Consider the following 19,360-nt stretch of genomic DNA (forward strand, 5'->3'; position numbering starts at 1 on the left):
CATTTGACCGGCCCGCAACCCGTTCGAATGACAAACGGGCCGGATTTCTCCGGCCCGTCGCGTCAAATCAGTCTTGGGGCTCCGCGTCTTCGGGTAACGCGAAAATCTGGCCCGGCCAAATCCGGTCCGGATCCTTGATCTGGTCCTGGTTCGCCAAGTAGATCGTGGTGTAGCGCGTCCCCTCGCCATAAACCCGGCGCGAGATGTGCCAGAGCGTATCGCCACGCCGGATGATTACGGATGACTCCGTTTGCCGCAATTTCCCCGTGACGGTGATGTCGTCCGACACTTCCGGCGGACCATCGGTCTCGGCTGCGGCAATTACGGTTTGGGCCTCGACGGCGGGTTGGGCTGCGGTGTCAGCCTCCGCTGCTCCGGGCTCGTCCGGTGCAGTTTCCGATGCGGCGGAAGCCATGTCCGTTTCTGCAGCGGGTTCCGTGGTCGCAGCTTCCGGCGCGGATGCTGTTTCGGCGTTCGGCTCAGATGCAGAGCCGGCTTCGGCCGTCGCGGAGGCAGGCTCGTTGCCGGTCTCCGCGAACGGGGACGCCGTGTCTGTTTCCGTGGACGCTTCCGCAGTCGCGGCTTCCGGTGCCGGTTCATCGGCGGGTTCGCTTGCGGCGGCAGCGGAAACGTCGGCTTCCGCGCCCTCATCGCCGGAGGTTTCCGCCTCGGCCATTTCAGGGGCAGTTCCCTGCGTGTCGCCGGCGACGGTCTCGGAGGTTGCGGCTTCGGCCGGTTCCGTTACTTCCTGTTCCGCGCCGGACACTGATTCCGCGGACGCGGCTTCTTCGGGCTCCGCTTCGTTACCCGTCGAGGCGGCAGCGGTTTCCGATTCCGCCATCGGTTCGCTCGAGGCTTCTTCCGCTTCAGCGGGTTCGGCCGCAGCGGCGGAGGGAGGCGTCGCATCTTCGGCAATCGCCGCGAGACGCTCGCCTTCGCTGCGCGTGAACGGCACCGCCGCACGGGCAATGACATCCGCCGTTGCCGGGTCGATCACATCTGCTCGGATGATGTAGTCGCCGATCGCCAGTTCGCGGCGAACCTCGACGAGGAACCGTCCGCCGGGGCTCGCGGTCGTGTCACCGAGGAGAAACTCGTTTGCATAGACGCGGACCTGCACGCCGGGCGACGCCGAGCCAGCGACAAAGACAATCTCGTTGTCGATCTCCACAGCTTCGATACGGATAGGCACGGCCGGTTGTTCCGGTGTCGAGCCGGCGGCATCACCATCTTCGGATGCTTCGGTTTCGGCCACCTCATCGCTGGCGTCGGGCGCCGTACCGTCTTGCGTCTCGACCGCCGCGACTTCCGTTTCCGCTTCCGCATCGGCGGCGGGAGATGGTGTCTCGGCACTGCCTTCCGGTTCGGAAGCGCTTTCCTGCTGCGTTTCCGCAGCGACTTCCTGCTCGCTTTCCGGCATTTCTGCCGCGGCAACTTCACTTTCCGCAGCTGCCTCTTCGTCGGCCTCGGGCGTGTTGATCAGGCGAGACGGAGCACCGGGCCGTTCGACCAGCGCCAGCAGTTCACCCTCGCGACCCGGTTCGGGAACCGAAACGATCGCCGTTTCCTCCGACATCGCCACGTCGCCATCTTCCTCGATCGAGCGCAGCACGATCTCGTAATCTCCCGGCGGAAGCGGCTCGTCGAGAACGGCAACGAAATCGCCATTCGGCTCGGCCTTCGCCTCGGCAAGGGTTTCCGATCCGCTCAAGACCTCGACATCGGCATTGGGACCGGCCTGCCCCGCGACCAGCGTGGAGCCGTCCGGTTCGACGCGCAGCAATCCGAAGCTCGGAACCACCACTTCGGCTTGCTGGGCGGCATCGCCGTCATCGGGCGACTGCGTCGAATCCGTTTCGCCGGCGGGCGTGTCACCAGCGTCAGGCGTATCGGTTGCATCGGGCGTATCGGGTGCGTCGGCTTGCGCAGCTTCGTCTCCGGCTTCGGACGCTTCGTCCGTTTCCGCTTCGCCGGCCGGCGCGCTTTCCGCAGCCGCGTCCTCTTCCGTCGAGGCGGATGGCGCCATGGCCTGGTCTTCACCATCTCCGCTTTCGGCATCTGCCACAGCCGGTTCGGAGAATTGGTCGAGATAGGCGTTAATCCGGCTCGAAATGCTCGGAGTGTTCGCAGCTGCAACAAGCGCCAGGACAGCGCCGAAAAGCCACACAGAAATCTTGTTGTTCATTGTTTTCTACCAGTTTGCAGACTCTTCCTTACCACCGCCGGTCCGGCGGGCTCAATGTTTGTCAACAGGAGTTTTGCTGCATTGCGTCATTTTACACAGAAGCCTTGACGCCGCCGCATGTCAAAGCAATAGGAAGGCATGACTTCCAAACCGATCCAATCCATCTGCGTCTATTGCGGTTCGTCTCCTGGCAACGACCCGGCCTATCTTGCCGCCGGCCGGACACTCGGCCGTGCCATCGGCGAGGCCGGGCTGCGGCTTGTCTATGGCGGCGGTACGAAGGGCATCATGGGCGCAGTCGCCGCCGGCACGATGGAGGCCGGCGGCAAGGTGCTTGGCATTATCCCGCGTTTCCTGATGAACAAGGAAGCGACCGAGAAGGCGCTTGGCGCGCTCGACGAGTTGGTCGTCACCGAGGACATGCATGAACGCAAGCATCGCATGTTTGAGGAGTCGGATGCCTTCGTGACCCTGCCGGGCGGAATCGGCACGCTGGAGGAAGTGATCGAGATCATGACCTGGGGCCAACTCGGCCGCCACACCAAGCCGATCGTGCTCGCCAATATCAACGGATTCTGGAACCCGCTGTCGATGCTGCTGGATCACATGGGAAGCGCCGGCTTCATCCATACGGCGCATCGCGTCAAACCGCTCGTGCTGGACACGGCCGAACAGATCGTGCCGGCTATCCTTGCCGCGCAAAACCATGACGACGGCGACACGGCCGTCATCGAGATGCTCTAGGGCTTCGCGAGACGCATTGTGACCGGCAAGAAACACGCCCACGCCGGACATTTCCACGACCAAGCCGGCAAGCTCTATTCATACGCCATCGGCGCGGACGGCAAGATCGTGCCGGAAGACGGCGATATCCACTGGCGCTGGACCGGATTCGCGCTGAGCGACGCGCGGGCCCGCTCCGCCATCGCCGCGATTCCCGACCTGCCGGCGGAAGCGCAACGCTGCCTGCTGTCGAGCGGTCGGCGCGTCTACATGAAGCGGTCGGGAGACTGGCTGTTCGGAACCCTGCCGGATATTCACCACCGCCATTATGCAGACTCCGAGGAACTCGGGCTGTTCCACTTCGCGTTCAACCGCGAAACACTGCTGACCTCGCGCAAGAAGCCGCTACAGACGATCGACGACATCAGGCGCAAACTCGAGGAAGGACAAGCCCCGCTCCCCTCGCCTGCGCGTTTCGTCGACGCGGTCATAACCCATCTGCTCGATCTGCTGGAAGACAAGCTCGAAGACTTGTTCGAGGCTCTCGACTCCATCGAGGACCGCATCATCGGCGGGCGCTGGGCGGGCGAACGCGAACGACTTGCACCGCTGCGCCAGCGCGCCATCGTCGTGCACCGGCATTTGTTTCTGGTCACCGGGCTGTTCCGGCCGCTCACTTCGGCCGACATCGCCGCGACCGCGCCGGAGATTGCCTCGGCGCTCGACAACAACGCCGCCCATGCGAGCGCCCTGCTGCATGACAGCGAGCAAGTGCAGGCGCGCGCACTGCTGCTGCAGGAAGAGATCATGGCGCGGCTGTCGGAACGCACCAACAAGCTCCTCTATCTCCTGTCGGTACTAACTGCGGTGCTGATGCCCGCGACGATCATCTCGGGCCTGTTCGGCATGAACCTGCACGGTATTCCCTTCACGGAATCCCATGTGGGGTTCTGGGAAGCCGCGTTCCTCTCGGCTGTGGGGTCGGCGGCCGTGTTCCTGTTCGTGCGCCGGCTCGGCAAGAAGGACTAGGCCCGCTTCGGCGAACGACGAAACAGGGAAATCGTATAGATTGCGACTGCTGCCCAGATGAACAGGAATGCGATCAGCTGCCAGTGCGAGAACGGCTCGCCGAATATGAAAACGGCGGTCAGGAAGATGAGCGTCGGCGTGATATATTGCAGGATGCCCATCGTCGCGTAGCGCAGTTCCTTTGCTCCGAAGGCATAGAGGATCAGCGGAACGGCCGTCACCGGGCCTGCAAGCATCAGGAGCCCCATGTCGGCGGCGCCCGTCTGGCCGAAATGGCCTGTGCCGGTCGCGGTCAACCACGCGACGATCGCGAGCGCCGGGACAGAAAGCAGCATGACCTCCAGCATGAAGCCTTGGGTCGGCCCGATCGGCAGCGTTTTGCGCAGGAAGCCGTAGAGGCCGAACGTGGAAGCCAGGGCGAGCGATACCCATGGCAATCCGCCCGCCTTGAAGGTCAGTATCGTGACGGCGATGACAGCGCAGGCGATGGCGATTGCCTGCAGCCGCGTGAATCGTTCGCCGAGAAAAATGGCGCCCAGCACCACATTGGCGAGTGGATTGATATAGTAGCCAAGCGCTGTCTCAAGGGCGCGGTCGGCCGCGATTGCCCAGACATAGATGCCCCAGTTGACGGAGATCAGCCCCGCCGTCAGGGCCGCGAGCGCAAGCGTCTTCGGAGATCGCAATGCGTTGCGCAGATCCGCGGTGCGCCGAAGCGCGATCAGAAGCACTCCAGCCACGGGAACGGACCACAGGACGCGATGCGCGACGACCTCGAAGGGCGGAATGTGGGAGACGGCCTTCATGTAGAAGGGCAGAACACCCCAAAAGAAGAAAGCGCCGAGCGCAAAGGCGAAACCGGCCAGCGGTTCGGCGGGCTGGGCGTTGGCGCCGGTGTTCTTGCTGGCCACGGTGTCGGACATTTCGGTGACCTACACCCTGCCCAAATTTCGGGCAATCGGCCGATTGTCACCGCGACAATCGGCAAGCGGCCAGATCAGTTGTTGGCCGAACCTATTCCGCTGCGGCCAGCCCGGCGTTGCCGCGGTTCTTCATCAGCTTGAAGGTGATCGAGTCCATCAGCGCCTCGAAAGATGCGTCGATGATGTTCTCCGAGACACCGACAGTCCACCAGCGCATGCCGGAAGCATCGGCGGATTCGATGAGGACGCGCGTGATGGCCTCGGTGCCGCCATTGAGGATGCGCACCTTATAGTCGACCAGTTCGAGGTCGGCGATTTCGGCCTGGTATTTGCCCAGATCCTTGCGCAACGCCATGTCGAGCGCATTGACCGGACCGTTGGAGCTTTCGGCGACCGACATGCGCTCCTCGCCGTCGATATTCACCTTCACAACCGCCTCGGCGACCGTAATGATCTTGCCGACGGCGTTGTGACGCCGTTCGACGAGAGACCGGAACGAAACGACTTCGAAGAAATCCGGCACCTCGCCCAGCGTACGCCGCGCCAACAGTTCGAAGCTCGCATCGGCACCTTCATAGGCATAGCCGACCGCCTCGCGGTCCTTGACGATGGCGATCAACGTATCGAGACGCGGATCGGACTTCGCGACGACGACGCCGCGACGGTTCAGCTCACTGACGAAATTGGATTTGCCGCCCTGGTCGGACACCATGATGTGGCGGATATTGCCGACCTTTTCCGGTTCAACATGCTCGTAGGTCGAAGGATCCTTGATCAGCGCGGAGGCGTGGATGCCGGCCTTGGTTGCGAATGCCGTCGACCCAACATAGGGCGCCTGTTGCGCCGGCGAGCGGTTGAGCAGTTCGTCGAACCAGCGCGAAAGACGCGTCAGGCCTTCCAGTTTCTCATTCGAGACTCCGATCTCGAAACGTTCCGACCACGCAGGCTTGAGCGCCAGAGTCGCGATCAGCGTGACGATATTGGCATTTCCGCAGCGCTCGCCGATGCCGTTCAGCGTGCCCTGGATCTGGCGTACGCCAGCATCGACCGCCGCGAGCGAATTGGCGACAGCCTGCTCCGTATCGTTATGGGCGTGGATTCCGAGCCGCTCGCCCGGCACGCCTGCGGCAATCACCGTGGCGATGATCTCGCGCACCTCGTGCGGCTGGGTTCCGCCATTGGTGTCGCACAGCACGATCCAGCGCGCGCCGGCCTCGAAGGCGGCCTTGGCGCAGGATAACGCATAGTCCGGATTGGCCTTGTAACCGTCGAAGAAATGCTCGCAATCGACCAGTGCCTCCTTGCCGGCCGCGACAGTCGCCTCGACGGATTGGCGGATGGATTCGAGATTTTCCTCGTTCGTGCAGCCGAGCGCGACGCGGACATGCAGGTCCCAGCTTTTCGCCACGTAACAGACGGCGTCCGACTTCGAGCCGTTGAGCGCGGCGACGCCCGGATCGTTGGAGACAGAGACCCCTGCCCGCTTGGTCATGCCGAAGGCGACGAACTGCGCTTTTACCGTGCGCTTGCGCTCGAAAAACGCGGTGTCGGTGGGGTTGGCGCCGGGATAGCCGCCCTCGACATAATCGAGGCCGAATTCGTCCAGCATCTGCGCAATCGCAATCTTGTCCTCGACCGAGAAATCGATGCCGGGCGTCTGCTGCCCGTCACGCAATGTCGTGTCGAAGAGATAGATGCGTTCGCGTGTCATGTCTTTTCCCGTCACGGCCTTTCTGGCCCTTTATTTTCCGGCGAAACGATCCGTCGCGCGGATCAGCCGATCGAGGATGCCGGGTTCGGAATAGGCATGCCCCGCGCCCTCAACCAGATGAAACTCCGCTCCGGGCCATGCCTTGTGCAAGGCCCAGGCATATTTCGCCGGGCACGGCATATCATAACGGCCATGAACGATGACACCCGGAATTTCGCCAAGGCGATGTGCGTCGCGGATCAACTGATTGTCGTCCAGCCAGCCTCCATGGACGAAATAGTGGCATTCGATGCGCGCGAAGGCTTCCGCGTAGTCCTCTGCCGAAAAGGCGGCGTCGAGCTCGGGATCCGGAAGAAGCGTGATGACGCCGCCTTCCCACGTGCTCCACGCCTTTGCCGCTTCCATGCGGATGGAACGGTCATCGCTTGTGAGGCGGCGGTAGTAGGCAGCCATCATTTCGTGGCGCTCGTCCGGTGGGATCGGCGCGACAAAGCGCTCCCACTTGTCCGGAAACATCTCCGAAACGCCGAACTGATAGAACCAGTCGAGTTCGGGCCGGCTGAGCGTATAGACGCCGCGGACGATCAGTTCGCTGACGCGATCCGGGTGTTTCTCGGTGTAAGCCAGCGCCAGCGTCGATCCCCACGAGCCGCCGAAAACCTGCCATTTCTCCACGCCGACCATCTCACGCAGGCGCTCGATATCGGCGACCAGATGCCAGGTGGTGTTGGCTTCCAGCGAGGCGTGCGGAACGGACCGGCCGCAACCGCGCTGGTCGAACAACAGCACGTCGTAACGCTCGGGATCGAACAGGCGGCGATGATCGGGCGAGAAGCCTCCGCCCGGGCCGCCGTGGAGAAAGACCGCCGGTTTGGCACCCGGCGTGCCTGATCGTTCCCAGTAGACGGAGTGACCATCACCGACGTCGAGATGGCCTTTCGCATAGGGTTCGATGGCCGGATAAAGCCCGCGCAGATCGCTCATGCGCATTCTCCCGAAGGCTAAGAAAATATTCCGGCGTAGTAAAGCACGGCGAGCACGATCACAACGACCAGCACGCCCTTGCCGATCAGGCCGTAGAGCAGCCATTTGGGCATTTGTGTCTGCGGGTTGCGTTCCGTCATCGCGGAATTCCTATTCGGGCTTGTGGCACACGGCTTCGATGTTGTGGCCGTCGGGATCGCGCACGAAGGCGCCGTAATAGTTCTCGTGATAGTAGGGCCGCAGGCCGGGGGCGCCGTTATCGGTTCCGCCGGCGGCCATCGCTGCGGCATAGAACGCATCGACATCGGCGCGGCTGTCCGCCGTGAAGGCGATGTGGATCGGCGGGGTCTGTTTCTCGCCCTCGTGCAGCCAGAAGACCGGCCGCTCGCGCCCATAGCCGCCGACCTTGACGCCTCCGGTGAATTCCGGCGGGACCATCATGAGAAACGATGCACCGACGGGCGCCAGCGCCTGGTCATAGAATGCCCTCGCCGCCTCGAAGTCGGCAACGCTCAGTCCGATGTGATCGATCATCGCGCAGTCTCCGTTGATTCATCCGCCCCTATATCGGGTCGGCAACCGACTCGCGCCACGCGGCGAAACGTCCCGTCAGGCAGGCGGCCAGTCGTCGGTATCGTGATCCGGGTGCTGGTGGTTGCTGTCGCGGATTGCCTTCAGCTCCTCGTGGGTAAAATCGTTTTCGCTCACCTTCTGGCGCACGCCCGTCCATTCGGCGACGAAGGGCACCCGCGATTCCACCGAGTCTTCCGACACCGGCTTATAGCGTGACGGATCGTCCAGGCTGCCGAGCGTCACGAGCAAGTGCGCGCTGTCGACAGGATCGAAGAATAGCGGGGTGCCGCAATCCCGGCAGAAGCCGCGCCGGACGATGTCGGAGGAATGGAACCAGCCGGGGTCTCCGCGCGTGACCATGACGGCCTCGCGCGCCGCGCCCGCCAGCGGCATGAAATAGTTGCCCGCCGCCTTCTGGCACATGCGGCAATGGCAAAGATGCGGATTGTCGAGTTCCGTCTCGACGCGGTAGCGCACGGCGCCGCATTGGCAGCCGCCGGTGATTTCCTCAGCCATGATCATCCTCCGGTGGCCATATGTCGGTGTCGTGATCCGGGTGCTGGCGGGTTTGCAGCGTCGCAAGGAAACCGGCAGCGTCGGCGTCGTCCATCGTGTGACGTTCGGGCAGCGACGGGATCGCATCGCAGAAGGACAATTTGCCTTCCACGCCATAAGAGACAGTTGGCGGGCAGGCTTCGGGATTGTCGAGCGCGACCACTGCGAGCGACAAGCCATCCGGTGCGTCATAGGCGAGCGGCGTGCCGCAGGCGGCGCAGAATCCGCGCCGCGCCGCGTTGGAGGACTGGAACCAGGCCGGTTCGCCGCGCGTCCATTCGACCTCGTTGCCGCGCACCGAAACGAGGATCAATGCGTGGCTGGCCGAGGCTTTCTGGCACATGCGGCAATAGCACACCGAGGATTCTCCCGGCTTGCCGTGGATGCGAAAACGCACCGCGCCGCACTGGCAGCCGCCGGAATGGGTTTGCGCGGTCAACGCCTGACTTCCCACGTCGTAATGCGCTCGCCGGTTTCGGAGTCCTTTCCGTCCTTTAGCTGGATTCCTTCAGACAGGAGTTCATCGCGGATGCGGTCGGCTTCGGCCCAGTTCTTGTCGCGGATGAAGGCGAGACGCTGGTTTACCTTTCGATGAATTGCCGCTTCATCGCCTATACGGTCAACGAGTGCCGAAATCACTGCCTGTGACCACTTATTAAAACCGGAAAGATCGACACCGAGCAGGTCCAAATCGGCCTTAGAGGTGACCTTCTGTATCGCGGCATACGTATCAAGGTCATTTACAAGTGCAGCGACCACATCGGAATTTAGCGTAGTGCTCTCCTTCATTTCCGGTCGCTTGGACCATTTGTTCAAAATGGCTTCCGCCTCTTCGAGGCGGCGAACCGAAAAGTCGATCGGCTCGCGGTAGTGGGTCATCAGCATCGCGAGGCGCAGCACTTCGCCCGGCCATTTTCGACCGCCGAAATTCTCCGTCGCCATCAACTCGTGGATGGTGAAGAAATTGCCCTCGGACTTGGACATCTTCCGGCCTTCGACCTGCAGGAAGCCGTTGTGCATCCAGACATTGGCCATGCGGTCGTTGCCATGGGCGCAGCAGGACTGCGCGATCTCGTTTTCATGGTGCGGAAAGATGAGGTCGAGACCGCCGCCATGAATGTCGAACACCGGACCGAGATGGTGCTCGCTCATCACCGAGCACTCGATATGCCAGCCGGGGCGGCCGTGGATGTTCACTTCCCCCTCGGGAGACGGGAATTTGCCGTCCCAGCCGGGCTCGTCGGGATCGGATTCCTTCCACAGGACGAAATCGGCCGGGTTCTTCTTGTGCGCCTCGACGGCGATGCGCGCGCCAGCCTGCTGCTCGTCGAGATTTCGCTTCGACAAGCCGCCATAGGCCGGCATGGAGGCGACGTCGAACAGGACTTCCCTGCCCTCGCTTCCCGCCGCGACATAGGCGTGGCCGCCGTCGATCAGCGTGCGGATCATCGCGATCATGCCCTCGATATGCTCGGTCGCGCGGGGTTGGACCGTCGGCTCTAGGCAGCCGAGCGCGGCGGTGTCTTCCAGATATTGCGCCAGCGTCTTCTCGGTCACCTGCCGGATTGCGGCGTTGAGGCTCATGCGGCCGGCGTCGATCTCGTCGGAATAATCACGCAGCGCCCGCGCGTTGATCTTGTCATCGACGTCCGTGATGTTGCGGACATAGGTGACGTGATCCGCACCGTAGACATGGCGCAACAGACGAAAGAGCACGTCGAAGACGATCGCGGGACGCGCATTGCCGATATGAGCGTAGTCGTAGACCGTCGGGCCGCAGACATACATGCGCACATTCGCGGGATCGATGGGCGTGAACCGCTCCTTTTGGCGCGTCAGCGTGTTGTAAAAGGTCAGGACTGGCGTCTCGGTCATTTTGGGTGTGTCCCGGGGTTTCCTGCAATCGCAGAGGTCATTGACAAGGCTTGGACGCAAACGCAACCCGTCCGCCTCGCGATGCGTGACAGGGTGAGGCCGCCGGTCATCAATCCACGTTCATTTTCGCTTATTAGACATGGCGAAAAAGGAATGCCGGCAGACTACAATAAGTTGCCTTCTCGAAGGCACGGCAACGGGTTTTCGCCTCGGCATGTCTCCGGCATCCTTTGCGACCGGCCTTCTCCACGCCCGCGGACCAGGGGAACAAGGAAGGTCGGGCCCGTCGCCACCCTCACCAGGCAAGTTTCCGCCCGCAAAATATTGCTGTTGAGCAAGGTGCGCGCTTTGGGTGCCTCGCCGCCGGCAATCTGCGGGTTCCGCTGAACTGATCACCTCAGCAGGGTGATCGCCAGCGCGAACATGACGATAGCGATGGCGACGTCGAGGACGCGCCATGCTTGCGGACGGGCAAAAAGCGGCTGCAGCAGCCTTGCGCCGTAACCAAGTGCATAAAACCAAACGAAGGAGGCCGAAACCGCCCCAATCCCGAAGGCCAGACGCGCAATGCCCTCGAAGCCGGCCGAGATTCCACCGACCAGCACGACCGTATCCAGATAGACATGCGGATTGAGGAAGGTGAAGGAAAGACACGTCGCGACGGCCTTGGCCAGTGACGTACCGCCGCTGCGTTTCGCGGTCATCGCACCCGGGTTCCAGGCGCGGCGAAGCGCGATCAACCCGTAGACGGTCAGGAAGGCCGCGCCGGCCCATGTCACCAGCCGGATGGCGGTGGCGCTCGTCGCGATCAGCGTGCCAAAGCCACCAACGCCAAGCGCGATCAGCAGCGCATCGGACAGGCTGCATATCAGGCAGAGGACAAAAACATGTTCGCGCAACAAACCCTGGCGCAGGATGAAGGCGTTCTGCGCACCGATGGCGATGATCAGCGACCCGCCGAGCAGGAAGCCGGACAGGCCGGCGGACAGGATCGGCAGCTGTGTCATGAAAAATTCTCAGAGAAACGACATCTGGCCTTCATCGGACGACGGCGTGCTATCGCCCGGTTTGTCGCTCTTCGCAACGAAATCCTTGGGTTCGACGCGGTCCTGAACGTCGGGGCTCGTATTCGCCACCTTGTTGACCTTGTCTGAGACAGGGATCGCCTCGAAGTATCCCAACGGCGCGGGCTTGATCAGGTCCGCGACGTGGCGCGGCTCCTGTGTTCGGCAATCGAGCCAGCGCGCGAAATCCTCAGGCATGATCGTGACCGGCATACGGTCGTGAACGAAAGAGACGTCGGCATTCGCGGCGGTGGTGATGATCGCCGCCGAGTCCATCTCGCTGCCCTCCGGTGCCATCCAGTTTTCCATCAGGCCGGCAAAGGCGCAAATTCCGCCGCCGGCGGGGCGTACCCAATAGGCCTGCGACTGGCCCGTGGCCTTGTCACGCTTCCATTCATAGAAACCGGAGGCCGGGATCAGGGCGCGCTTGTGGCGCATCGCCGTGCGGAAGGAGGCCTTGGTCGCCGCAGTTTCGCCCCGCGCATTGATCAGCAGCGGGAAGTCCTTCGGATCCTTCACCCATGACGGCAACAGGCCCCAGCGCACGAGATGTGCTTCGCGGTCCGGCCTGTTCGAGCCCGGTTCGAGCGGCGGTCCCGCGGTGACCACGAGGATCGGCTGCGTCGGCGCGATATTGTAGCGCGGCGGAAACGCCTCCAGCCCGTCGAGGGCAAAGAAAGCCTCCACCTCCTCGGGCGACTGCAACAGGGAGAAGCGGCCGCACATCAGCCGGACGTCGCGAGCCGAAGCTTGTACAAATCGGCTTTTCGCTCGGCGCGGTTCAGACGGTTCTGCGCCCGGAACAGTTCGCTGCGCTTCAACTCGATCTCCACCTGGGCCGCCTGCCGCTCGTCAGGTCCGGCCACGGCCAGCGCCTTAATGGCATCGTCCAGTTCATCCTCGAGGCGCTCGACGGCGTCTTTCGCCCAGTTGACGTCCCGCCCGATATCGTAGGCCTCGCGATAGGCAAAGGCGAGATCGGCCGGACAGGCGCTCGAATACCCCCTGCCCTTCAGGCCGATATCCAGACCGTTGCGCGGCGTGCAGTGGCGGCGGATACCGTCCTGCCATCCCGCCTGCCAGGCAGTCACGTCGACGGTGATGCCGAACCGGTTGCAGGCTTCCTGATGTCGCGCGACGTGGGATTGCTGGCGTCCGGCGAAGCCGTCCGTCGCTCCGAGCGTGCGCCAGTCGGAAGAGGTGCATTCCTTTTCGTTCAGTGTCTGGCAGGATGCCAGTGCAAGCGCCCCGACGAATGCCAGGATCAGCAAACTCAGTCTCGCAATCATCGTTAGCCCCTTTTCACCCACTGCACCTTGCGCGCCGACGATGCTACATACGTGCCCCAGCCGGAGTACGAATTGCAACATGAACGACACGCAACCCATGCCACGTATCGCCGTTTCCGTGGCGGCGCGACACCCTGAAACGGGAAGTTTCCTGCTGGTGCGGCGGGGCCGCCCGCCCGCCAAGGACCTTTGGGCCTTCCCGGGCGGACGCCTCGATTACGGCGAGACGCTCGCTGATGCAGCGCTGCGTGAGTTGCGGGAGGAAACGGGCTTGTCGGCGACAGGCATCGTTTTTCACACGCTCTATGAACTGATGAGCGACGGCTCGGATGGCGACACGCCGCATCATTACGTTCTTGCCGTCCACCGCGCGACGGCGAGTGGCGAGCCGGTCGCCGCGGACGATGCGGATGATGCCGGCTGGTTCACCGTGCCGGAAATGCAGGCGATCGAAATCACCGCCTCGACACTCGCGGTCGCGAGGGAGATCGACGCGGAGTATGAATAGCGTCTTGGCGCGAGCCGGCGATATCGGATAGGAAACAGGCGGAGCGCGGGCCGTCATCACCCGCGCCGTGGAGCGAGATACGTGTTCACCGCCCGAAAATACATTGGCGCCATCGCGGTCGCCGCAACTCTGTTGTCGTCAGCGACGCTGCCGGCGCACGCACAGATTTCGGCGACCGTCCCCTATGACGAAAAGCTGACGCGGCTCGCGGAGGTGCTGGGATCGATCCACTATCTGCGCAATCTTTGCGGCGAAATTTCCAACGACTGGCGCGACGAGATGCAGGATATGCTCGTTGCCGAAAATCCCGAGCCGTTCCGGCGCGCGCGCCTTATCGCGAGCTTCAATCGCGGCTACCGGACCTTCGACAGTATTTACGTGACATGCACCGATCAGGCTCTTGCCGCGATCGAACGCTACATGGCCGAGGGGCTCGGCCTTTCGCGCGAGATCAACAATCGCTACGGCGAATAGCCGAATGTGATCGGCAATTAAGCCCCCATTAACGGTTTTGCCGCTTGCCACTTTTTTTCCTGCGTCAGTGCCGATATGTTAACGGCTAGTAAATGGGGTGTGCCAAATTGGCGTGGTGTGACAGAGTATGATGGACGTTACGATCAACGAGATGGATGAGATCATCGAGCGCGAAAAGAGGATCGCGGCGCGCGAATTCCACAGCGAAGCCTGGGCCGACGGGGCCATGGAAGGCATCGAGCCATCCATTCTCGCGGATGCGGCGATCGCGACGGCTCTCGAAGAAACCATCCGCGAACAGGGCGAGGACGCCGCGCTGACCTTGGTCGAGTCCTTGCGCGATCGGATCCTTTGCGGAGAATTCACGCCGAACCGGACGGTGCAGTAGACTTCGTACCGGGCGGCCAACGGGGGCGACATGGCGGTCTTCGCACAATGTGTTCGCAAACCAACGCGCCGCCTTGCGTCGCCGGTCATGGCACTGGCACTTTTCATTCCAGCTTTCGCGTTCGCGCAAACCGGCGATCTCGCACCGCCGCCTTCCGGCGCTGTTCCACTGCCCGACCCCATCATGCGACCGGCGACGCCCGATCCCGATAACCCGCTCGCGCCGCCCGGCGGCTCGCGGGGTGGCGTATTGCAATCGGCAGAACCCATCATCGGCGGGTCGGTGGAAGATCTTCCCGTCCCTGTGCAGCGCATGCGCAGCCTCATCATGGAGGCGGCGCGCAACGCGGATTTCGAGGCGTTGCGTCCACTGATCGGAACCGGCCAGAACAGGACGCAACTCTCTTTCGGGGTCGTCGATGGCGATCCGATCGAGTACATCCGCAGCCAGTCCGGCGATCCGGAAGGTTACGAGATCCTCGCCATCCTCCATGAGGTATTGGAGGCAGACTATGCGATCTATGACCCCGGCACACCAAACGAGTTTTTCGTCTGGCCCTATTTCATGGCGACTTCTCTCGAGACGCTGACGCCCGTTCAACGCGTCGAACTTTTCAAGCTCCTGACGGCCGGTGACTACGAGAATATGCGCGAATTCGGCGCATATATATTCTATCGCGTCGGTATTACGCCCGACGGCCGCTGGCGCTTCTTCGTGGCGGGCGACTAGGGCGCGCTGCCGCGAACGACCGTCTGCGGCACACCGGACAGAGAGGCCCTTCGATCCGGGAACAGGAATCCGGCCCGGCGGCCTTGAGCGGCGCCGGGCCGGAATGGTGTCATAAACTCAGACCTATTGCCGAAAAACGCATGGCTGCGCGACGTCATTCAGCGGCAACAAGCTGCGGCTCGATTGCGTTCGCGCGCTTCAGGAAACGAGCGTTGACCGGACTGTGCGGCTTCACGGCGAGGCGTTCGTTGATCAACGCTTCCGCAACCCCGCGATTGCCCGACCGCACCGCAGCTTCGGTCAACGTCCAGTCGATGATGTCACGCTGCGCGTGGCTGCCCCCGAAGGAATTCACCACGAATCTCGCCCGGTGGAGCTTTTCGACGGCATCGCCGTACCTTCCCTCCCAGAACGCGCGGAAGCCCTCGATCAAAGGCAGGCCGGTCGCCTTGGCCCAGCATGCGGTTTCATCGCGGCTCTCGGGCGCTGAACGATACTGATTCAGGATCCGTTCCACCTCTTCGGTGCGCCCGGCTCCAAGATAGGCCATTGCGGCGTGCCAGTCGTTGAAAGGATAAAGCTTGCCATCGGCGTGATTGCGCCAGCTTTCAGCGACCCCGGACCAGCGATCGCCGACATCGTGATCGCCCAGGTGCAGACGCCAGAGCAGCGCGGACGCATCGACCAGGTCGAGCGCCACCTGGCTTTCCTCGCCGCGAACCCTGGTGTCGTAGAGCTCGATCACCTTGTCGGACTGGCCGAGATCAAGGTGATACAGGGCGTTGTGCCACCAGTTGTGCACCTTGAAGAAGTTGTCATCGCCGGTCCAGTGCGGTTCGCGCGACGCCATCCATTCGATGCCGTCTTCGGCGCGGCCCTGCATTTCAAGGACATGCGCGACGGCGTGATGCGCCCAGCAGTCCAGCGGTTCGCGCTCGACCGCTTCACGGCCGACCTCTTCGGCGCGGGCATAGTCCCCGGCCTCCTCCAGACCAAACGCATACATGCCGAGCAAAACGGCATAGCCCGGCTGGTCGGCCGACCACTGCGGCAGAACCCGCGCAATCCGGTCACGCAAGTTGCGTGCGTTGGCCCGGTAGAAGTCCATCAGGTGCCCGGCCTGCAAACCCAGGATGTCGTGCGGAAAATCCATGTTATGGCGATCCAGCCTGACGGCCGCCTCGGTCCAGTTGTTGGCGAGAAGCGCCTCAAGCGCCGAAACATGCGATGTCTCGATGTCGGTCTTGGCGAAATTGCGAGCGGCCGACAGTATCGACCTTGCCTCCGACGCCGCCTCGGGCTCTGTCGCCAAACCGAACAAATAGGCCTTCAGGATGTGGGCCATGGCGTATTCGGGCGCAATTTCGATCGCCTGATCAACCAGCGCAACCGGGTCACCGCGGTAGATGTTAAGGGCCCGCACAGCGGCGTTGAAATGCTGCGCGGCTTCGGCGTTCGAACCGCTTGCTGCGGCGGAAAAAATATCATCGTTCATGTCCGTCTCCTTTATCAGGGTCTTGTGTTTCCGATCCGGCGAATGGCCGCTGAAACCTCAATGGGCGCGGCAGCATGCGGTCCGAATGTGCAGCAACCCAATACCGGGTTTTGCAAACGGAACGCAGTGAACTCATGGGTCAGTCGTACATCTTTATTTTTTTGTATAAAAACCAATATCTTATCAGCTCCCAACCTGGCGGCCGGCGACGAGAACGGCAATAACGCTCCACCAAACTGGACCGCAGATACAGTACCTGTGGTACAGTTTCTGCAAGTATTACCGGCGTCAAGGAATGACTGGATGGCAAATCTGGACGTGCCAAAGAAGCAGCAAATCCTGGAGGCCGCGCAGGCGGCCATTCTGGCGAAGGGATTTTCGGCAACGTCAATCGACGAACTGATCGCCGAAGTCGGAATTTCGAAAAGCGGATTTTTCTACCACTTTCGCGACAAGACGATTTTGGCTCGTGCCCTGCTCGAACGATACATCGAACAGGATGATGTGGTTTTCGACCGCGCTTTCGACGAAGCCGACGAGCTGAGCGAGGACCCGCTGCACAGTTTTCTGATTGCACTGAAGCTGCTGGCGAAGGTCTTCGACGACATGCCGAACGGACACCCTGGCTGCATGGTGGCGTGTATCTGCTATCATGAACAGCTGTTCGACCAGGAAGTCCGGAACATCAATGCCAAGGCGGTGCTGTCGTGGCGCACCCGCTTTCGAAAGCGCATCGAGAGAATTGCCGAGCGCTACGAGCCCAGGATCAATATCGATCTGGACGACCTTGCCGATATGTTCTCGGTCGTGGGCGACGGCGGAATCATCCTGTCCAGGGTGGTTGGCGACAAGTCCCTGCTGCCCCGGCAGTTGCTGCTGTACCGCGATTTTGTACGGCTTATATTCGAACCCGTGCAGGTTTCGGAAAAACCATAGGTTCGGCTGGCGAGATTTCGCCGCTTCGGCGCGAATCGAGGGCCAAGCGACAGATCGTCGAAGTGGATCGGACGTCGCCAAATGCCGGATCGGGGCATAAAGATCGGAGCGCTCTTGGATTCCGGACCCGGAGCTCTGATATAAAGCGGAGCGGACGATACGGAGGGGTATCATGACGACCATGCCACGGCTGACCGGGCAGGATTTCGACATTGTCAGGAAAGAGCGTTCGTCGCGGTGGTCGCTTGTCCGGCGGCTCCTCATCTTCCAAGTCAAGCTTTTCACCGATGGACTGCGGGACCTGTTCCTCAGCCCGATCTCGTTTTTGTTCGCCGGCATCGGCATCGTTTTCGGCGGGCGCGATCCACACGCCGCCTTCAATCGGTTGATGAACGCGGGCCAGATCACGGACAACTGGATCGATCTGTTCGGGCACCACGCGCGCGAAGGCGACCGTCCGAGCCTCGAACGGATGATCGACGAAGTGGAAAATGCGTTGCGCGCCGATCATGCGCGGGGCGGCGTCACGGCGGAAGCCGAACGCCGGTTCAGGACGCTTGCCGAGGAATTGATGCGTCGCGCTCAGCCGGGCAGAGCCTCGGAGAACTGAACCGGTTCGCCGCGTGACGGCGTCACGATTTCGCCTTCCCACATCACACATGCGCCACGAATGACCGTGCCGACCGGCCAGCCGGTCACCTGCTTGCCGTCATAGGGCGTCCAGCCAGCTTTCGAACCGGCTTGCTCGTTGCGGATCGTTTCGACGCGTTTCATGTCGACAATCGTGAAATCGGCGTCGTAGCCGGCGGCGATGCGGCCCTTGCGCGCAATGCCGAACAGCCGGTTCGGACCGTGCGAAGAAAGATCGACGAAGCGCTCCAGCGTCAGTTTCCCGGCATTCACATGGTCGAGCATGATCGGCACCAGCGTCTGGACGCCGGTCATGCCGGAGGGCGATGCGGGATAGGGTTTCGCCTTTTCTTCCAGCGTGTGCGGCGCGTGATCCGAGCCGAGCACGTCGATCACTCCCTGCTCCACGCCGCGCCAGATGCCGTCGCGGTGGTGCGGCGCACGAACCGGCGGGTTCATCTGGATCAACGTGCCGAGCCGTTCGTAATCGTCGGCGGTCAGGGTCAGATGGTGCGGCGTCGCTTCGGCGGTGGCGACATCCTTGTGCTGCTGCAGAAACCCGATTTCCTCGGCGGTCGAGATATGAAGGACATGGATGCGCGCACGTGTTTCGCGGGCGATGCGGACAAGGCGCTCGGTGCACATCAGTGCCGCGACCTCGTCACGCCAGACCGAATGGGACGACGGGTCGTCATGAACCCGCAGGTCTGCCCGGTCTCGCAGCCGGAACTCATCCTCGGAGTGGAATGCTGCCCTTCTGCGCGTGTTGCGCAGTACGGCGGCTACCCCTTCGTCGTCCTCCACCAGCAGATCGCCGGTCGAAGACCCCATGAAGACCTTGATGCCCGCCGCGCCTGGAAGACGCTCGAGTTCGCCAACAATGCCAGCGTTCTCGCGCGTACCGCCGACCCAGAAGGCGAAGTCGCAATGCATGCGGTGACGCGCCCGCGAAACCTTGTCGGCAAGCGCTTCCTCACTGGTGGTCAACGGGTTTGTGTTCGGCATCTCGAAGACGGCGGTGACGCCGCCGAGGACGGCCGCGCGCGAACCGCTTTCGAGGTCTTCCTTGTGTTCCAGCCCCGGTTCACGGAAATGCACCTGGCTGTCGATGACGCCCGGCAGGATGTGCAATCCGGTGCAGTCGATGGTTTCGCCCGCGTCAGCCGCCGATAACGAACCGATTTCCGCGATACGTCCATCGCGCACGCCGATATCGCGTTGCCCCTGCCCGTCGTGGTTCACCACGGTGCCGTTCTTCAAAACGAGGTCGAATGTTCCGCTCATGCCTG

The 19,360-nt window shown here is 62.4% G+C and carries 22 protein-coding genes; 8 read left to right on the forward strand and 14 right to left on the reverse strand.

The genetic code is table 11. From position 1 onward, the window contains the following. Nucleotides 1-67 precede the first annotated feature (67 nt). A complete protein-coding gene (locus ACQK2M_RS17475; RefSeq protein ID WP_425418836.1) occupies nucleotides 68-2,185 on the reverse strand; it encodes a LysM peptidoglycan-binding domain-containing protein in 2,118 nt (705 codons plus the stop codon). A 138-nt stretch (nucleotides 2,186-2,323) separates the two neighbouring features. On the opposite strand from ACQK2M_RS17475, the gene ACQK2M_RS17480 reads away from it, so the two are divergent. Both ACQK2M_RS17480 and ACQK2M_RS17485 read left to right on the forward strand, forming a co-directional pair. Further along, nucleotides 2,324-2,929 (forward strand): TIGR00730 family Rossman fold protein, encoded by a 606-nt coding sequence (locus tag ACQK2M_RS17480; protein WP_425418837.1) that lies wholly within the window; start codon nucleotides 2,324-2,326, stop codon nucleotides 2,927-2,929. An 18-nt stretch (nucleotides 2,930-2,947) separates the two neighbouring features. Continuing rightward, nucleotides 2,948-3,937 carry a CorA family divalent cation transporter gene (locus ACQK2M_RS17485; protein ID WP_425418838.1) on the forward strand — a complete coding sequence of 330 codons (990 nt, stop codon included), beginning with the start codon at nucleotides 2,948-2,950 and terminating at the stop codon, nucleotides 3,935-3,937. Here ACQK2M_RS17485 and rarD read toward each other — a convergent pair. From rarD to ACQK2M_RS17540, 11 genes are all read right to left on the reverse strand, one after another. Beyond that, on the reverse strand, nucleotides 3,934-4,860 hold the full coding sequence (gene rarD, locus ACQK2M_RS17490; protein WP_425418839.1) for an EamA family transporter RarD: 927 nt from the start codon (nucleotides 4,858-4,860) through the stop codon (nucleotides 3,934-3,936). The genes ACQK2M_RS17485 and rarD overlap by 4 nt on opposite strands. A 91-nt stretch (nucleotides 4,861-4,951) precedes the next feature. Continuing rightward, complete coding sequence (cimA, locus tag ACQK2M_RS17495; RefSeq protein WP_425418840.1) at nucleotides 4,952-6,571, reverse strand: citramalate synthase; 1,620 nt, start codon at nucleotides 6,569-6,571, stop codon at nucleotides 4,952-4,954. Between the two features lie 30 nt (nucleotides 6,572-6,601). Beyond that, nucleotides 6,602-7,555 (reverse strand): prolyl aminopeptidase, encoded by a 954-nt coding sequence (gene pip, locus ACQK2M_RS17500; protein ID WP_425418841.1) that lies wholly within the window; start codon nucleotides 7,553-7,555, stop codon nucleotides 6,602-6,604. A gap of 17 nt (nucleotides 7,556-7,572) precedes the next feature. After that, entirely contained in the window at nucleotides 7,573-7,695 is a 123-nt protein-coding gene (locus ACQK2M_RS17505) for a hypothetical protein (protein WP_274384750.1), read from the reverse strand. 10 nt (nucleotides 7,696-7,705) lie between these two features. Continuing rightward, nucleotides 7,706-8,089 carry a VOC family protein gene (locus ACQK2M_RS17510; protein ID WP_223476937.1) on the reverse strand — a complete coding sequence of 128 codons (384 nt, stop codon included), beginning with the start codon at nucleotides 8,087-8,089 and terminating at the stop codon, nucleotides 7,706-7,708. A gap of 75 nt (nucleotides 8,090-8,164) precedes the next feature. Then, nucleotides 8,165-8,650 (reverse strand): GFA family protein, encoded by a 486-nt coding sequence (locus ACQK2M_RS17515; protein ID WP_425418842.1) that lies wholly within the window; start codon nucleotides 8,648-8,650, stop codon nucleotides 8,165-8,167. After that, on the reverse strand, nucleotides 8,637-9,122 hold the full coding sequence (locus ACQK2M_RS17520) for a GFA family protein (RefSeq protein ID WP_425418843.1): 486 nt from the start codon (nucleotides 9,120-9,122) through the stop codon (nucleotides 8,637-8,639). The genes ACQK2M_RS17515 and ACQK2M_RS17520 overlap by 14 nt, the downstream gene beginning before the upstream one ends. After that, nucleotides 9,119-10,558, reverse strand: a complete 1,440-nt coding sequence (gene cysS, locus ACQK2M_RS17525; RefSeq protein WP_425418844.1) for a cysteine--tRNA ligase — start codon at nucleotides 10,556-10,558, stop codon at nucleotides 9,119-9,121. The genes ACQK2M_RS17520 and cysS overlap by 4 nt, the downstream gene beginning before the upstream one ends. A 392-nt stretch (nucleotides 10,559-10,950) precedes the next feature. After that, nucleotides 10,951-11,550 carry a LysE/ArgO family amino acid transporter gene (locus tag ACQK2M_RS17530; protein ID WP_425420075.1) on the reverse strand — a complete coding sequence of 200 codons (600 nt, stop codon included), beginning with the start codon at nucleotides 11,548-11,550 and terminating at the stop codon, nucleotides 10,951-10,953. A 24-nt stretch (nucleotides 11,551-11,574) separates the two neighbouring features. Further along, complete coding sequence (locus tag ACQK2M_RS17535; protein ID WP_425418845.1) at nucleotides 11,575-12,348, reverse strand: SOS response-associated peptidase; 774 nt, start codon at nucleotides 12,346-12,348, stop codon at nucleotides 11,575-11,577. Then, nucleotides 12,348-12,911 (reverse strand): DUF2799 domain-containing protein, encoded by a 564-nt coding sequence (locus ACQK2M_RS17540; protein ID WP_425418846.1) that lies wholly within the window; start codon nucleotides 12,909-12,911, stop codon nucleotides 12,348-12,350. The genes ACQK2M_RS17535 and ACQK2M_RS17540 overlap by 1 nt, the downstream gene beginning before the upstream one ends. Before the next feature lie 79 nt (nucleotides 12,912-12,990). Between ACQK2M_RS17540 and ACQK2M_RS17545 the strand changes: the two genes are divergently transcribed. From ACQK2M_RS17545 to ACQK2M_RS17560, 4 genes are all read left to right on the forward strand, one after another. Beyond that, nucleotides 12,991-13,419 carry an NUDIX hydrolase gene (locus tag ACQK2M_RS17545; RefSeq protein ID WP_425418847.1) on the forward strand — a complete coding sequence of 143 codons (429 nt, stop codon included), beginning with the start codon at nucleotides 12,991-12,993 and terminating at the stop codon, nucleotides 13,417-13,419. Between the two features lie 81 nt (nucleotides 13,420-13,500). Next, on the forward strand, nucleotides 13,501-13,893 hold the full coding sequence (locus tag ACQK2M_RS17550; RefSeq protein ID WP_425418848.1) for a TIGR02301 family protein: 393 nt from the start codon (nucleotides 13,501-13,503) through the stop codon (nucleotides 13,891-13,893). Nucleotides 13,894-14,020: 127 nt separating this feature from the next. Further along, a complete protein-coding gene (locus tag ACQK2M_RS17555) occupies nucleotides 14,021-14,281 on the forward strand; it encodes a hypothetical protein (protein WP_425418849.1) in 261 nt (86 codons plus the stop codon). Between the two features lie 87 nt (nucleotides 14,282-14,368). Then, complete coding sequence (locus ACQK2M_RS17560; RefSeq protein ID WP_425418850.1) at nucleotides 14,369-15,010, forward strand: hypothetical protein; 642 nt, start codon at nucleotides 14,369-14,371, stop codon at nucleotides 15,008-15,010. Between the two features lie 154 nt (nucleotides 15,011-15,164). Here ACQK2M_RS17560 and ACQK2M_RS17565 read toward each other — a convergent pair whose 3' ends face one another. Next, on the reverse strand, nucleotides 15,165-16,505 hold the full coding sequence (locus ACQK2M_RS17565; RefSeq protein ID WP_425418851.1) for a tetratricopeptide repeat protein: 1,341 nt from the start codon (nucleotides 16,503-16,505) through the stop codon (nucleotides 15,165-15,167). 303 nt (nucleotides 16,506-16,808) lie between these two features. Between ACQK2M_RS17565 and ACQK2M_RS17570 the strand changes: the two genes are divergently transcribed. Beyond that, nucleotides 16,809-17,441: a TetR/AcrR family transcriptional regulator gene (locus tag ACQK2M_RS17570; protein ID WP_425418852.1), complete on the forward strand. Its 633-nt coding sequence runs from the start codon at nucleotides 16,809-16,811 to the stop codon at nucleotides 17,439-17,441. 172 nt (nucleotides 17,442-17,613) lie between these two features. After that, nucleotides 17,614-18,051 carry a hypothetical protein gene (locus ACQK2M_RS17575; protein WP_425418853.1) on the forward strand — a complete coding sequence of 146 codons (438 nt, stop codon included), beginning with the start codon at nucleotides 17,614-17,616 and terminating at the stop codon, nucleotides 18,049-18,051. Here ACQK2M_RS17575 and ACQK2M_RS17580 read toward each other — a convergent pair. Further along, entirely contained in the window at nucleotides 18,024-19,355 is a 1,332-nt protein-coding gene (locus ACQK2M_RS17580) for a dihydroorotase (RefSeq protein ID WP_425418854.1), read from the reverse strand. The two genes, ACQK2M_RS17575 and ACQK2M_RS17580, sit on opposite strands and share 28 nt — an antisense overlap. Between the last annotated feature and the right edge of the window lie 5 nt (nucleotides 19,356-19,360).

The sequence above is a fragment of the Oricola indica genome, assembly GCF_965227485.1.
Lineage (GTDB): Bacteria > Pseudomonadota > Alphaproteobacteria > Rhizobiales > Rhizobiaceae > Oricola > Oricola indica.

Excerpts from the sequence above, each read along its gene's own strand:
- ACQK2M_RS17515 (WP_425418842.1), bottom strand. The coding sequence starts at position 8,650 with ATGATCATGGCTGAGGAAATCACCGGCGGCTGCCAATGCGGCGCCGTG.
- cimA (WP_425418840.1), bottom strand. The coding sequence starts at position 6,571 with ATGACACGCGAACGCATCTATCTCTTCGACACGACATTGCGTGACGGG.
- ACQK2M_RS17560 (WP_425418850.1), top strand. The coding sequence starts at position 14,369 with ATGGCACTGGCACTTTTCATTCCAGCTTTCGCGTTCGCGCAAACCGGC.
- ACQK2M_RS17540 (WP_425418846.1), bottom strand. The coding sequence starts at position 12,911 with ATGATTGCGAGACTGAGTTTGCTGATCCTGGCATTCGTCGGGGCGCTT.
- ACQK2M_RS17580 (WP_425418854.1), bottom strand. The coding sequence starts at position 19,355 with ATGAGCGGAACATTCGACCTCGTTTTGAAGAACGGCACCGTGGTGAAC.
- ACQK2M_RS17555 (WP_425418849.1), top strand. The coding sequence starts at position 14,021 with ATGATGGACGTTACGATCAACGAGATGGATGAGATCATCGAGCGCGAA.
- ACQK2M_RS17480 (WP_425418837.1), top strand. The coding sequence starts at position 2,324 with ATGACTTCCAAACCGATCCAATCCATCTGCGTCTATTGCGGTTCGTCT.
- ACQK2M_RS17570 (WP_425418852.1), top strand. The coding sequence starts at position 16,809 with ATGGCAAATCTGGACGTGCCAAAGAAGCAGCAAATCCTGGAGGCCGCG.
- pip (WP_425418841.1), bottom strand. The coding sequence starts at position 7,555 with ATGAGCGATCTGCGCGGGCTTTATCCGGCCATCGAACCCTATGCGAAA.
- ACQK2M_RS17545 (WP_425418847.1), top strand. The coding sequence starts at position 12,991 with ATGAACGACACGCAACCCATGCCACGTATCGCCGTTTCCGTGGCGGCG.
- ACQK2M_RS17510 (WP_223476937.1), bottom strand. The coding sequence starts at position 8,089 with ATGATCGATCACATCGGACTGAGCGTTGCCGACTTCGAGGCGGCGAGG.
- rarD (WP_425418839.1), bottom strand. The coding sequence starts at position 4,860 with ATGTCCGACACCGTGGCCAGCAAGAACACCGGCGCCAACGCCCAGCCC.
- ACQK2M_RS17505 (WP_274384750.1), bottom strand. The coding sequence starts at position 7,695 with ATGACGGAACGCAACCCGCAGACACAAATGCCCAAATGGCTGCTCTAC.
- ACQK2M_RS17575 (WP_425418853.1), top strand. The coding sequence starts at position 17,614 with ATGACGACCATGCCACGGCTGACCGGGCAGGATTTCGACATTGTCAGG.
- ACQK2M_RS17535 (WP_425418845.1), bottom strand. The coding sequence starts at position 12,348 with ATGTGCGGCCGCTTCTCCCTGTTGCAGTCGCCCGAGGAGGTGGAGGCT.
- ACQK2M_RS17565 (WP_425418851.1), bottom strand. The coding sequence starts at position 16,505 with ATGAACGATGATATTTTTTCCGCCGCAGCAAGCGGTTCGAACGCCGAA.
- cysS (WP_425418844.1), bottom strand. The coding sequence starts at position 10,558 with ATGACCGAGACGCCAGTCCTGACCTTTTACAACACGCTGACGCGCCAA.
- ACQK2M_RS17475 (WP_425418836.1), bottom strand. The coding sequence starts at position 2,185 with ATGAACAACAAGATTTCTGTGTGGCTTTTCGGCGCTGTCCTGGCGCTT.